This window comes from Brasilonema octagenarum UFV-OR1 (assembly GCF_963888615.1).
GTDB lineage: Bacteria > Cyanobacteriota > Cyanobacteriia > Cyanobacteriales > Nostocaceae > Brasilonema > Brasilonema sennae.
The window spans coordinates 18,591-32,785 of sequence record NZ_CAWPKW010000325.1; the positions used below are offsets into that span (position 1 = coordinate 18,591).

Here is a 14,195-nt window from a genome sequence, read left to right on the forward strand (position 1 = left end):
TCGATTTCCCCCTAGCTTTTTATGAAACAGAACTAGGGAACAGTTTGATGAGCGAAGGATGAGTTTATTTTTTGTTAATTTTTTGTAAAGATTTATTGTGAATATATTAAGTAATAAATACTAGTATCAATTAAGTATATTTTTTGGGATGATCAGTAATTACCCAACTATAAATAGAGAAAGAAATTGAGTAGTTCTGCATCCACACTAAAATATTCGATTGAAGTTGCAAGGGTGCAGGGGTGCACAGGCACAAGGAACAAGGAAAACAGACTCATCAACTGATTAATTTTTAGCTAAGAAATTAGACTAGACGCGCTAGCAGATAAAATTTGGTTTTTGTTGATACTAGGAGAATCATCACATGACTTTACAACCACAAGCCTTTTCGTCTTTAATGGAAAGAGGTGTTGAGCTGACAGATGAGGACAAAGCTGTACTAAAACCTGAGGCAAAGCTACGTCCAACCCTTGGAGATTTCAATAGTATTGTCTGTTTTAAGTCGGCAGTTATCGGAATAGAAAAAACTTTGGGTGAAAAGGCAGCTGCGATCGCCTTAACTACAGCTGGGCGTCATCGCGGCAAAGATCTTGCACAAGAATTATGTTTCTCAGGATCATCCTGCTCTTTTGACGATATTGGCTACAAACTCGAAACAGCTTTAGGTAAAGACGGAACTTGCTTGTGCATCATTAATAACATCATAAGAGAAGACGATGTTATTCATGTTTACACTTCAGAAACCTTTTGTTCAGCGGGCGAGCCTCAAGGTTCCGAGCGTCAATGTACTTACACGCTCGGTGTTGTTTGGGGATTTATAGAGCAAGTTCTCGGTAAGCGCTTGCAAGGTAAACACACGGAATCAGTGCTTCGTGGTGGTGATTACGATGTGTTTAAGTTTACTTTTTTATGAGAGCTAAGAAGACTCACAGAATTTTTTCAAGCGCTTGTAATACAACGGGACGGACAGTTTCTCCCGCAGGGAAACCCTACTGAGATAAGATTTACTTTATAAATGATCTCTGAGTAGGTTGGCACTAATTTTAGCGAAGTATATAACGTTTTGTCAGGGGAAAGGGAAAAGGTTAAAGGTTTTCCCTGCCCCTTTACCGATTGCAATTTGACCTACTCCCCGGCATAAATGCGTGGAGATTCTTAAAAGATGTTACAACGCAGGCTCAAAAGCCGTGCTTTTCCACCTTTGTTCCTGTTTCTTAGACTCTTAACTAGACTGTTGCCAATCCCCGTCAGACCCTCCGGGTTCGCCAGTCGCCTGCACCAGGGTTACCCTACCAAGAGCGCTGGTCTCACCGTCTGCGCAGGCAATTTAGCTTAAGGTCTACGATGCGTCCCACCGCAGACTCCGGTACAGTCCAAAGACTACGTTTCTACCCTCGGAGTCCAGTTATGGATATCCTGTATGGGTCGCCACCCAGTACCTTCAGGAATTATAACAAACAAACAACAGGTTAAAACCTGTTGTGTTGAGCTTCATCCCCGAATTAAAAGGCAGGGGTTCTCGCTCTCCCATTTGCAGCCTGATAGTTCTGTTTATTTACACCCATCTATAGGAGTGCGGTTTGATTTGGTGAGACCAGTGCTTGATGAGGGTTTCCCTCACTTGGCATCTGGTGAGTGAGGGCGCTCTTGGTAGGGTAACCCTGGTGCCGGCGACGGGCGTGCGTTCTGCGCAGACCTGAAGGGTGAACTAACAAAGTCCGGACGCTTAACAGAGAACGCTTAACAGGTGAGACCGGCCCCCGTCTTGGTGAGTCCACTTGCCGTCTTGGTGAACCAGCACTGCGGGAGGGTTTCCCTCCGCAGGTGACTGGTGAACCCCGTAGGGGCGGTTCCCGTCACGAACGCGAGTGCGTCTGGTGTAGGAGTTTGGCAAAGTGGCGAACCCGTTAGCGTCCCTTGCGCGTGTCCCCTTGGGACTCAGCGTGCCCGCAGGGCATAGGGCGGTCTCCGTCACATTCGCGTAGCGTCTCCGTAGGAGATTGGGGGACGGGCGTTCCCGAAGGGCTTCGCCTACAGCGTCAGCCCTTCGGGAAGAAGCACTCAAAGTGTACCTAGCTTCCTCAAAAATATGCGGAAGAGTCCTATACTTAATTAATACTATTGTAGGTAAAGCTTAACTATAATAGCCACACCTGTAAAAAGTACTAAAACACCCTCACTCACAATGGAAAGAGTTATGATTTACGTTTCCATGCTACAAGACGAACTGCAAAACTTTGTCTCAAGCAGCACTGGGGTTCAGGGTGCAATATTGTTAAGCCCTGATGGCTTAGCTTTGGCTTCTGTATTACCTACAGGAATGGATGAAGGGCGTACTGCTGCCATGTCTGCATCTATGCTCTCGTTAGGCGAACAAATAGGACGCGAACTTGCTCGCGGAAATATTGACCGTATCTTCGTTGAAGGTGAGAAAGGCTATGGCGTGTTGGTTAGCTGTGGTGATGCAATTTTATTGGTTCTCGCTAATGCCTCTATTAAGCAAGGCTTATTATTTCTAGAAATTAAACGGGCTGTTGTTAAAATAAGATCCCTAATGGGTTAAAGCTCACTCGCTGAGTCCTGAGTCCTGAGTCCTGAGTCCCAAAGGGACACGCTCTTGCAACGGGCACGACGGGCTTTGCCCGAACGGACAAGCTGCGCCTTTGCCTCCGGCGTGCGCTCTGCGCATACGCTCAAATTCAAAATTCAAAATATGCCCTCCGGGCACGCTGCTTTGTAAGTCCCAAAGGGACACGCTTACTTTGTATCTCCTGCACAGACGCTCTTGCAACGCTCGATTCGTGCGCTTGCGCTTACGCCTTTGATGTGCGCTTTGCGCATACAAAATTCACGCATTAAAGACACCGGAACAAATCAATGCCAGATTATTAGTGATAATAATATAAAAATGAGTAAAACATGACAAGAATTCTAGGAAAATTTAAGGGTAATTTCTGCCAGACAATAAATTCCACGTAAACTCAACAGATAAAGGAAACGAAAAGATGATATCAAGTGAACAGACTTTTATGACTCAACAAATGAGCCGTTTGCGTCCGGAACTGGGTGATTTTAGCAGCATAATCTTTTTGAAAGCAATCCTTATTGGTATTGAACAAGCTTTGGGTGACAAAACGGCTGCGATCGCGATGATATCTGCTGGTCGTAACCAAGGTAGAATTTTTGCTAGAGACTTAAATTTAGTTGGCAATAAAGCATTTTTGTCTCTTGAACAAATCCAAAATAATATTAATTTGGTTTTAGGTAAAGAGGGAACTCGCTTGTGTCTTATCGACAAGATAGAACAACAAGGAGATATTTACAAAGTCTATGCCAAAGAAACTTTTTGCTCTGCTGGTGAAGTGGAAGGCTCATCACGAACTTGCACTTATACTTTAGGTGTTATTCAAGGTTTTTTGGAAGCTCTTTTGGAGAAGCGTTTGTACGGAAAACAAACTGAGTCTGTTTTGCGTGGTGGTACTCATGATGTATTGGAGTTTTGTAGTATAGCTTAAACATAAGACAGGTAAATAGTAAACTCCGCAAGTTTTTGGTTGAAACCTTGCGGGGTTTTACATGATCATGGGATTAGTCCACTCTCATCAAATCACTGCTGGTGCAGGTTCCCAGAGTTCTCCATATTGCTCCCGTAAAGTCTGCCAAGCCTCTACTTGTCCAGGTTCGTATTCTCCTGGTTTACCCCATTGTAGAAACAAACTTAAAGCTGGCTCTTGTTTGTCATCCAAAAACCGAATGGCATAGGTGGTAAAGTTACCTCGCTTGGCTTCACCGGTTTCAAATTTCACCTGCGTAATTTTATCCATATTCAAGTGAAATTCAAAACCTTCGTTGTGCATGTTGGCGTACTTACCTTTTGGGAGTTCTGCATAAAACAGCTTTTCCACTCTACCGCGTGCTTCCAAAACAGCGGCGCTGCTTGTGACAATCAGACGTAGTGTTCCCAGAGTTTCGCAAGCTTCCAAAAATTCTTTTAGTGTTTTAGTCATGTGTGATTCGTCATTTGTCATTTGTCATTTTTTCATGACTCGGGACTATTTTTCATGTTGTTCGTATGCAGCGACTATACGCTGAACAAGAGGATGGCGGACAACATCTTTTTGAGAAAATTCGCAAAAGGCTATGCCTTCAACGTGTTTTAGAATTTGTATAGCTACCGTTAATCCAGATTGTTGGTTGGCTGGTAAGTCGGTTTGTGTGATGTCACCTGTAATCACCATACGGGAACGGAAACCCAAACGAGTCAAAACCATTTTTATTTGAGCTGGTGTGGTGTTTTGAGCTTCATCAACAATCACAAAAGCGTTGTTAAGAGTCCGTCCCCGCATGTACGCTAAAGGAGCAACTTCTATGACGCCTCTTTCCATCAATGACGGGACTTTTTCTGGATCAATAAATTCATTGATCGCATCGTAGAGTGGACGCAAATAGGGATTGACTTTCTGCTGCAAGTCTCCTGGTAAAAAACCAAGTCTTTCGCCAGCTTCGACAGCTGGACGAGTGAGAATGAGCCGTTCAAATTGGTTCGCCAGAAGTGCTTGTACAGCAACGACGACTGCAAGGAAAGTCTTTCCTGTACCGGCTGGGCCTGTACAAAAAGTTAAATCCCGTTTGCGTAGCGCTTCGATATACTGTCGTTGTCGGAAGGTTTTGGCACGGACTTCCTCACTTTTACGCGTTTTAGCAATGATATCGCGCTGTAAATCTAGCAGTTCCCCTTCACGATGAGTGTCCAAGGCTTGGCGAGCTGTTAATATATCTGTACTAGAAATATTGTTGCCTTTGCTCCAAAGGTCTTCAAGCGATCGCACTAATCGATTTGCCAAGTCAACTTGCTTTTCGGTGCCAGAAATATGCAGTTCTTGTCCCCGCAGAACTATATTGGCTCCTGTTTGTCGTGCCAAAGTTTTGAGATTTTCTTCCCCTTCTCCTGCTAGTGCGATCGCACTTGGAAGATTCGGCAGTTCAATCGTTAAGGCACCTGCCATCATAAATTCATCATTCAAAATTAGAAAAATACTTCACAGACTTTAGTTGAACTAAACAATTTTGTTGTTTTGTTGATGTTAAGAACATTTGCCTTGAAATTACATTTTATTAGGAAAAGTAGAGGCGCATAAAATCGCTGCTCTACTTTGCCGAATATTTGCTCTACAACAACTTTCAGACTTTAAGGTAAATAGCTAGCTGGCATTAGTTAACCGCCATCATCAAAGATAGAACTTTGATTTAGAAGCGACCACCTTTGCGTGCGGCTTCCGCTTTGCGCTTACGGCGCATACTGGGATTTTCGTATCTTTCTCGGCGCTTGACCTCGGATAAAATTCCGGCTTTTTGAATTTTCTTTTTAAAGCGCCTTAATGCTGAGTCAATCGACTCATCTTCACCCAAACGGACTTCAGCCACTCCCTGGTTTCACCTCCTTACAGAGATTCTCTAAGTATCATCTAAAAACGTAGTCAACCGCTGCTTTTTCTGTTCTGACTTCTGTGTGAGCGCTTTACTTAGTTTACGAGTGTTACACTCAACCGAGTAAGCGTAAGATTGTAGAAATCATACTCGGCGCTTACACAAAACCTTTGACGCCTTTGGGGTAGACCGAATCTACTTTGTTTGCAACTGCGCCAAACCAAGCTATTGCTAACCGGGCTTTTTTTTTAATGCTAGCTTTTCTACTACGAACGCACTTCGGTACAAACTGTGACTTGAATTTCCTAAGTCGATAAAAGCTGCAGTTCCATAAGTACTCAGTGCTAGGATTTACTTTTCATGTTTTTGTTACGGACTTGGTGTTAAACCTAGTGGGAGCGTATTCTGGCAATAGGTTTATCTTGTCCGTCTCCACGTTTTTCTCTGGGTTTTGGTGGCGGTAATCGTTCTTCCCTGTCTTCTTCAAAAGATGAGTCATCCCGATTACCAGCACTGCTGCCATAGATATCCAGGTATACTGAGTGTCCAGCTGTTTGAGCTGCGGCAGTAATCACAGTGCGAATTGCTTGAATATTACGTCCACCTCGACCAAATACTTTTCCCTTATCTGAGCTTTCAAAGGCAATGCGAATCCAAGCATGGTTGCGGGTATTAGACATTTCACAATCGACGCTAAAAGACTCAGGAGAATCTAAAAACGGTTGCATTAGAAACCGTACCAGTCCAACGTAGTCTGGACTGGTTGTGGGGGATTTTGTTCCGATTTTAAGTTGAGGCTTTTGCACTGACCTGTTCAAAGACATTGGCTTTTTGCAGGATGTGACGTACGGTATCAGTCGGTTGAGCGCCTTGTTGTAGTCGCTTGACGATGCCGGGAACATCCAGTCGTACTTCATCAGTTCTGGGGTTATAAAAACCCAGTTCTTCCAACGGACGACCATCGCGGCGAGCGAGGTTGTTGATTGCGATGATGCGGTAACTTGGTTCTCGTTTTTTACCGTATCGCTTCAGGCGCAGTTTAATCATGGTTAAGAAATCGTTCTCCTGTTTCTAGGAATCTGTTTGCAGTTAGTTTATTGGGAACTTAGATGAGCGTGAAGTTTCCGGAACACAGTTCCAAAGGGAATGTTATTGCTGTTGAAAGCTGTCCCATTGGGTAGGCAGTTTAACTTCTGGTGCTAAAATGCCCATTTTAGCACTTGCCAAGTGTTAGGTGTTAGTCGCTGTTTGTTATTTGTGAATTGCGACTAACCACCCATGAGTGGCTAAAGCGTACCGAAGCCTTTCTTCTTTTTGTCTTTCTTCTGCTTCTTTTTCGAGCCAGCGCCGCTATTGTAACCCCGCCAACCAGGGGCAGCTGGGCTGTTACCAGCAGCCGGACCACCCATTCCACCAAACATTCCTGGCATACCAGCGAACTGCCCTTGACCCATTTGCTGCATCATATTGCGCATTCTTTGGAAGTCACTGACCAGTTTACTAACATCTGTCTCTTTATAACCTGCTCCACTCGCAATGCGTCGCCGTCTACTAGGAGAACTTGCCAACAAATCGGGGTTCTGGCGCTCTTGACGCGTCATGGAATTAATCATCGCTTCACAGCGCTTAAGCTGGGTTTCTCCATGCTTAAGTTGGTCATCTGTTAGCTTGTTCATCCCAGGGATGAGCTTAATTATACCACCCAGTGAACCCATGTTCTTGAGTAGGCGCATTTGCTTGAGAAAATCGGTAAAGTCGAAGTTCGCTGACAGGATTTTCTCCTGCATTTTCTCAGCATCAGCAAGGTCAATTTCTTCCTGAGCCTTTTCTACCAAGGTCAGAACATCGCCCATGCCCAAAATGCGCGATGCCATACGGTCAGGATAAAACGGTTGTAAAGCTTCAACCTTTTCACCCACACCGACAAACTTAATGGGTGCTCCTGAAATATGCCGCACAGAAAGTGCTGCCCCACCCCGGCTATCACCATCCAACTTGGTAAGAATTGCACCAGTAATCCCAATTCTTTCGTGGAAAGTACGGGTAAGATTGGCGGCTTCTTGACCCGTCATGGAGTCTACCACCAAAAGAGTTTCATCGGGTTGGACAGTTTCTTTGATGCGGGCTAATTCCGCCATCATGTCTTGATCAATTTGTAAGCGACCAGCAGTATCAATAATGACTGTGTCAACCCCTTCTGCTTTGGCGCGTTCCACGCCCTGCCGTGCAATCTCAACTGGATCAGCATCAGATCCTAGTTCAAACACTGGCACGTCAATTTGCTTACCTAGTGTGATCAATTGGTCAATAGCCGCTGGACGATACACGTCCGTCGCGACCATTAAGCAGCTGCGTTCTAACTTACGTAGATGCAAGGCTAACTTGGCAGTAGCAGTCGTTTTACCAGTACCCTGCAACCCTGCCATCAGAACAACTGTGGGAGAGTGATCAGCTTGTGCTAAAGGAACATTCTCTTCCCCCATCACCTGCACTAGTTCATCGTGGACAATCTTGATGAACTGTTGGTCAGGTCGGACGCCAGTAATAACTTCCGCTCCCAGCGCCTTGGTTTCAACTTCGGTGACAAAATCTTTAACTACCTGAAGATTAACATCCGCTTCTAACAGCGCACGACGCACTTCGCGCAAAGCGTCTTGAATATTCGATTGGGAGATTTTGTCCTGACCCCGGAGTTTCTTCCAGGCACCTTCTAAACGGTCAGCTAATGCTTCAAACATAATCAGTTAAGTTACAGGTAGTTAGTCAGCAGAGTTTTTTGCCATATATACAGCTTAGTGTTTTTTCAGTTCGACTGTATTGGAATATAGTCACAAGGGAACACAGAACAGGGAACAGTTATCAGTTATCAAATAACTGATAACTGATAACAGGGAAGAAGGGAAAAAAGTGTTTTTTCATTCGTTGCTGGCGTGTCATCCCGCCCCTTAGGCGCTGACAACCAACGGTGAGTGAATTTGACCCAGCAGCACTTCTTGACGCGCTCCGGTTGCGGTTGGTAAGTTGCCAGGAGTACCCATAAAGCGCCAGTATGCCAAAACTGCAAAGGCTATTGCTTCTTTGAAATCAGCACTCAAGCCAACTTCATCTGTGGTAACAACTGGCACAGGTTCCAATAGTACCTGTAACCGACGCTTGAGATAGAGATTGCGACTACCTCCGCCACATAACAGCACCCGCTGTGGCATTTGCGGTAAAAAAGTCCGGTAACTGTGAACAATTGAAGCTACAGTGAGTTCCGTAAGCGTCGCCAGCAAGTCGGCTGGACTGAGTTGGTAGGCTTGGGCGTCTTGTAAACATTGATGCAGGTAATCAACACCAAATAATTCTCGACCTGTGGATTTGGGTGGTGGTAGATAAAAGTAATCTTGGCTTAGCCAGTGCTCTACTAAGGGAGAACAGGGAGTACCACTCGCTGCCCAAGAGCCATTTTCATCATAGGTTTTCGTACCATTCGTTAAATGTTCTACCGCCAAATCCAAAAGACTATTTCCTGGTCCTGTGTCCCAGGCGCGAATTTTTTCTAGCCAGTTGTCACGACGAACTGGAATATAAGCAACGTTACCAATGCCCCCAATATTTTGAATACAACGTGCTTCTTGAGGATGACTGAGCAAAGCCGCATCGATACGTGGTACAAGGGGCGCACCATGACCACCAGCAGCAATATCTGCTACACGAAAGTTAGAGACTGTTGTTATACCTGTTTGATTGGCAATTGATTCACCACGCCCAAGTTGCAAGCTATACCCGATTGGTGTGATAGGTTGTGATGGTGGTTTATGATATACTGTTTGACCATGAGAACCAATTAAAGTGGGATTCTCGTGACCAATTTGAATATTTTGTGCAGCTTGGGCAAAAGTACAGGCGATCGCATCATCTAATTCTGCCAATTGAGCCATCGAAATAGCTGCCCCTGCACAAACCGCTAAAATCCGTTCTCTCAAATCTGCTGGATAAGGATATGTTGCACCAGCCACCAACTCAATTTTGATATCCAAGTCTGTACCAGAAATATCTACCAAGGCAGCGTCTATACCATCTACAGACGTGCCACTTATTAAACCAATTACAAGAGTCATTTGATTTTAAACCGCTGATGTTGACTCCCTCTGGGCAGCTTCCCGGAGGATACGCAGATAATTAGCGGTTACCATTTTAAATCAATCAATTGCCGAACGAGTAGGAGTATTACTTTTTTCGGCGGAAATAATATGTAAATCAACATTTTTCAGTAATCGTAGCAATTTATGGGTTAAAGCGCCTTTAAAGAGAATTTGCCAGCGCGATCGCTGACTTGCCCCAATCACAATTTGAGTGATCCGGTATTGTTCAGCAATTTGTGCGATCGCCTTGGCTACATCAGTGCCAGTGGTACGAATGAATGTACCATCAAATTCTTTGCAAAGTTTTTCACAAGTTTCGATGTACAAACTTTCTTCCTTAGTCAGGAAGCGCTCTGGATGAGAAATATATATGGTAAATAGAGGAGCACTCATGTAACTCGCAATTCTTGCTCCTCGACGTAACAGTTGGATTGAGTTGGGATAAGTGGACACGCACACCAAAACTCGTTCATGAATGTTACAGAATTGACCTTGTGGAGTAGAAGCAACGGCATCTTCCTCAACGTTATCTGCGACTTCCCGCAGTGCTAACTCTCGTAAGGCAATCAGGTTACGGCGTTGGAAAAAGTTATCCAGTGATTGTTGAATTTTTTGCGGCGCGTAAATCTTGCCTTCTAACAAGCGTTCTTGCAGTGTTTCTGGTGTAACATCTATTACTACCACCTCATCCGCTTCTTCTAAAATACGGTCAGGAACCCGTTCTCGCACAACCACACCAGTAATCCGTGCTACCAAATCATTGAGACTCTCCAAATGCTGAATATTCATTGTGGAGTAGACATCAATACCTCCTGCCAAAATGATTTCTACGTCTTGGTAGCGTTTTTCTCGTAGGGAATCTGGGACATTTGTATGTGCTAATTCATCAATCAATGCCAGTTGAGGTGAGCGAGCAATGATCGCATTCGTATCCATTTCTGTTAGAGTTAACCCACCGCGAGGAATTTCCTTACGGGGTATCATCTCTAACCCATTTGCCTTTTGGGCTGTTTCTTTGCGTCCGTGGGTTTCTAAAAGCCCAATAACAACATCAATTCCTTCGTCTTTGAGTGCATGAGCTTCTTCTAGCATCCGGTAGGTTTTGCCTACTCCGGGTGCCATACCTATGTAAATTTTATGCTTACCTCGTCTGGCTGGACTTATGCCAGCAGGAAAGGGTGCAGGCATAGCCCCGGCTTGTGCTGTTTGAGTATTATCAAACATCTGCTGGTGTGATAAATCCTGAGAGTATAAAGATGCCAATAATTACAAGTCAAGAAACAATGACTAATAACTGCTTATCTATTTTGTTGACGGTTAAACTCATCTAAATCCAGAGCATAATTTAATTTTAGAACATTAACTCCAGGCTCACCAAAAATACCTAAAAATCTTCCCTCTGTATACTTATTTATAAAAGGAAGTATCTCATCTGGTCTGAGTTTACGGGCACGAGCCACTCTATCCAACTGCTGCCGTACTGCTTTGATAGAGATATGCGGATCTAAACCTGAACCAGATGTGTAAATTAAATCAGCAGTAGGTTGAATTTCTTCATCTTTCAGTAGATTTGCTTCTTCTACAATTCGCTGTAGCAATTTTGGACTGCTAGGTGCGAGATTGCTAGCTCCAGAGACGCCAGTAGGATTGCCTTGCTTTCCTTGGCTATATCTAATTGTACTAGGGCGACTGTGGAAATACTGGTCAGATCTGAATTGTTGACCAATCAAAGCTGAACCAATGATTTCTCCCTTGATATTTAACACTATGCTCCCTTCAGCTTTGTCTTTAAGAAAGGGAACTTGAGCGACGAAAAGTATAAATAAAGGATAGATAATAGCCGTTAATAACCATAAGATGAAGGTGATGCGAATCGCTTTACTAATTTCTTTATAAATAGACATATCAAACTACAACGCCCTCGAAAATTTACTGTTATGAGTAACAAAATTGTCTAGGAATCCGGTTTTGTTTATGAATTTACTAGTTGAGCTAGGGAACAGGGAACAATTGATCACTGGTAACTGGTAACTGGTAACTGGTAACTGATAAAAGTGTACCTAGTTTCGCAAAAATCAAAGAAGAATCCTATATTACCTAATTAAAAGCGTTCTGGCTGAAAAACGACAATAGACAAATAAATGATAATTGCTAGTGTTACTAATCCCAAAACACCAATTGCCCAACCAGAAAAGCGTTCCAAAGTGCTGTCAGCAGCATACACTATAGGGGCAATCAGCAAATTGAGGCACAGCGCGACAAAAATAGCGAGAGGCAACTTTTGAGAGCGCGATGCTCCTAAAGAGGGATCGCAACCAGACAAAAGAAATCGCCTCAGCCACTTTCCTTAAGAAAAACTTACTGGATAGATGATTTGGTTTGAGTATTTTCCTCTGATTTGTCTGCGCTTGGTGCAACTTATTTTCTAAGCCAATCCCGCCAGAGTAATCAACAAATCAATCAACTTAATTGCGATAAACGGCGCAATCACACCTCCCAAACCATACATAAAAATATTTCGTTGCAAAAGCTGATTAGCCGTCAAAGGTTGAAATTTTACACCTGTTAGTGCCAAAGGAATCAAAGCTGGAATAATCAAAGCATTGTAAATCAAAGCCGACAGTACAGCAGAATTGGTACTCGTTAACTTCATGATATTTAAACTTCCCAAATTAGCTGAGGTAAACAACACTGGGATAATTGCAAAATACTTGGCAATATCATTGGCAATAGAAAACGTTGTCAAAGCACCGCGAGTAATCAGCAGTTGTTTTCCAATAGCAACAATATCAATCAGCTTTGTGGGATCAGAGTCCAAATCCACCATATTGGCTGCTTCTTTTGCTGCCTGAGTACCAGTATTCATTGCTACTCCTACATTTGCTTGCGCTAGTGCGGGTGCATCGTTAGTACCGTCACCCGTCATCGCCACCAGTTTGCCCGCCGCTTGTTCGCGCTTAATCACAGAGATTTTATCTTCTGGGGTGGCTTCGGCAATAAAGTCATCAACTCCAGCTTCCCCCGCAATCACAGACGCAGTTATGCGGTTGTCTCCAGTCAGCATGACGGTACGCACTCCCATTCGCCGCAACTGCTCAAAACGTTCACGGATACCTGGTTTGATAATATCCTTAAGATAAATAACGCCGTAAATTTCACTATCAAGGGCTACTGCTAAGGGTGTCCCTCCCAGTTTTGAAATTTTTTCATATGCTGCATCGAGTACCGGCGTCGGCGTATCTTGTTGATTGCGAGAACGGACAAATCCCTTAATTGCCGACACTGCACCCTTACGCACTTGGCTACCATTGGGTAAGTTTGTGCCACTCATACGAGTTTTTGCTGAAAACTCTATAGCTTCAGCCCTGTTACGGTCAAAATCAATGGTAGCCCCTAATTTTTCTGCCAGTCGAACAATTGATTTCCCTTCTGGTGTATTGTCAAAAATACTTGCTGCTAAAGCAACATTGGCAACTTGCTCTATGGAATACCTGTTGATGGGGATAAACCCTTCTGCCAAACGATTACCAAGAGTGATTGTACCTGTTTTATCAAGCACCAAAGTATTGACATCACCGCAGGCTTCTACTGCTCGTCCTGATGTGGCAATAACGTTAAACTGGGCAACTCGATCCATACCAGCAATGCCGATCGCACTCAGTAATCCCCCAATTGTTGTGGGAATTAAAGCAACTAACAAGGCAACTAATACTACCACACTAATTGGACTTCCAACATAGCTGGCGATCGCAGGCAAAGTTACTACAACAAATAGAAACACCAAGGTTAGAACTGCTAGTAACACCGTCAGAGCAATTTCATTCGGTGTTTTTGTACGTTCTGCCCCTTCCACCAAAGCAATCATGCGGTCAATAAACCCCTTGCCTGGATCTGCGGTGATCCGGATAATCAGTTCATCAGAAAGAATTCGCGTACCACCGGTTACGGAACTAGCCACATCTGAGCCTGTTTCCTTCAAAACTGGTGCAGATTCTCCAGTAATTGCAGACTCATCCACACTGGCTACACCCATAATCACTTCCCCATCAGCGGGGATCACATCACCAGCAGCCACATACACTGTATCGCCTATCCGCAAGCTGGTGGAAGAAACTTCACTCACTGAACCATCAGAGAGAAGTTTTTTGGCAATTGTTTCTGACTTGGTTGTCCTTAAAGCATCAGCTTGCGCTTTACCGCGTCCCTCTGCAACAGCTTCCGCAAAGTTGGCAAATAAAACGGTGAAGAACAAAATTCCTGTAATCAATCCGTTGAAAAGTTGTAGATTCTTGCCTGGAACTGGACCAAACAAATAAGGGTTGATAGTAGCTACTAAAGTGATAATTGTACCAACCCAAACCAAGAACATCACGGGGTTTTTAATCGCGTATTTAGGATTGAGCTTGACAAAAGCATCTTTGATCGCTCTGAGGTAAAGTCCTGTGGTGCTGACTCGCGATTGTTTACCTGCTTGGCGGCGATCGCTTTTGCGAGGAGAATAAGAAGGATTTGTGGTGTCCATGACAGGGAATTAAAAATTCAAAGTTCAAAATTCAAAGTTCAAAATATCAGGACTTATGCAAGGTAAACGTAGTTGTGTCATTGCGACGTAAGGAAGCAATCTCACAATCTTGTTTTTTC

Annotated in this window: 14 protein-coding genes; 3 read left to right on the forward strand and 11 right to left on the reverse strand. The window is 44.0% G+C overall.

Features of this window, described 5'->3' with window-relative positions; all coding sequences use genetic code 11:
• Positions 1-397 precede the first annotated feature (397 nt).
• The 3 genes from AC5590_RS29135 to AC5590_RS29145 all read left to right on the forward strand — a co-directional run bounded on the left by AC5590_RS29135 (position 398) and on the right by AC5590_RS29145 (position 3,515).
• On the forward strand, positions 398-913 hold the full coding sequence (locus AC5590_RS29135) for a hydrocarbon-binding protein (RefSeq protein ID WP_169266803.1): 516 nt from the start codon (positions 398-400) through the stop codon (positions 911-913).
• Between the two features lie 1,227 nt (positions 914-2,140).
• Entirely contained in the window at positions 2,141-2,563 is a 423-nt protein-coding gene (locus tag AC5590_RS29140; RefSeq protein WP_318284514.1) for a roadblock/LC7 domain-containing protein, read from the forward strand.
• A gap of 442 nt (positions 2,564-3,005) precedes the next feature.
• Positions 3,006-3,515, forward strand: a complete 510-nt coding sequence (locus AC5590_RS29145; protein WP_318284451.1) for a hydrocarbon-binding protein — start codon at positions 3,006-3,008, stop codon at positions 3,513-3,515.
• A gap of 87 nt (positions 3,516-3,602) precedes the next feature.
• On the opposite strand, the gene AC5590_RS29150 is transcribed toward AC5590_RS29145, so the two are convergent.
• The 11 genes from AC5590_RS29150 to kdpB form a co-directional block, all read right to left on the reverse strand.
• Positions 3,603-4,007: a ChuX/HutX family heme-like substrate-binding protein gene (locus AC5590_RS29150; protein ID WP_169266792.1), complete on the reverse strand. Its 405-nt coding sequence runs from the start codon at positions 4,005-4,007 to the stop codon at positions 3,603-3,605.
• A gap of 45 nt (positions 4,008-4,052) precedes the next feature.
• Positions 4,053-5,006, reverse strand: coding sequence for a PhoH family protein (locus AC5590_RS29155; RefSeq protein ID WP_169266805.1), 954 nt, complete (start codon positions 5,004-5,006; stop codon positions 4,053-4,055).
• 241 nt (positions 5,007-5,247) lie between these two features.
• Complete coding sequence (rpsU, locus tag AC5590_RS29160) at positions 5,248-5,424, reverse strand: 30S ribosomal protein S21 (protein ID WP_169266793.1); 177 nt, start codon at positions 5,422-5,424, stop codon at positions 5,248-5,250.
• Between the two features lie 392 nt (positions 5,425-5,816).
• Entirely contained in the window at positions 5,817-6,251 is a 435-nt protein-coding gene (locus AC5590_RS29165) for a KH domain-containing protein (protein WP_211178593.1), read from the reverse strand.
• Positions 6,214-6,474, reverse strand: a complete 261-nt coding sequence (gene rpsP / locus AC5590_RS29170; RefSeq protein WP_169266795.1) for a 30S ribosomal protein S16 — start codon at positions 6,472-6,474, stop codon at positions 6,214-6,216. The genes AC5590_RS29165 and rpsP overlap by 38 nt, the downstream gene beginning before the upstream one ends.
• A 239-nt stretch (positions 6,475-6,713) precedes the next feature.
• Positions 6,714-8,165, reverse strand: a complete 1,452-nt coding sequence (ffh, locus tag AC5590_RS29175) for a signal recognition particle protein (RefSeq protein WP_169266796.1) — start codon at positions 8,163-8,165, stop codon at positions 6,714-6,716.
• A gap of 207 nt (positions 8,166-8,372) precedes the next feature.
• Entirely contained in the window at positions 8,373-9,530 is a 1,158-nt protein-coding gene (locus AC5590_RS29180; RefSeq protein WP_169266797.1) for an anhydro-N-acetylmuramic acid kinase, read from the reverse strand.
• 81 nt (positions 9,531-9,611) lie between these two features.
• A complete protein-coding gene (locus AC5590_RS29185) occupies positions 9,612-10,742 on the reverse strand; it encodes a histidine kinase (RefSeq protein WP_248277311.1) in 1,131 nt (376 codons plus the stop codon).
• Positions 10,743-10,852: 110 nt separating this feature from the next.
• Entirely contained in the window at positions 10,853-11,458 is a 606-nt protein-coding gene (gene kdpC, locus AC5590_RS29190; protein WP_169266798.1) for a K(+)-transporting ATPase subunit C, read from the reverse strand.
• 197 nt (positions 11,459-11,655) lie between these two features.
• Positions 11,656-11,877 carry a potassium-transporting ATPase subunit F gene (locus AC5590_RS29195; protein WP_248277308.1) on the reverse strand — a complete coding sequence of 74 codons (222 nt, stop codon included), beginning with the start codon at positions 11,875-11,877 and terminating at the stop codon, positions 11,656-11,658.
• Positions 11,878-11,979: 102 nt separating this feature from the next.
• Positions 11,980-14,076: a potassium-transporting ATPase subunit KdpB gene (gene kdpB / locus AC5590_RS29200; protein ID WP_169266799.1), complete on the reverse strand. Its 2,097-nt coding sequence runs from the start codon at positions 14,074-14,076 to the stop codon at positions 11,980-11,982.
• Between the last annotated feature and the right edge of the window lie 119 nt (positions 14,077-14,195).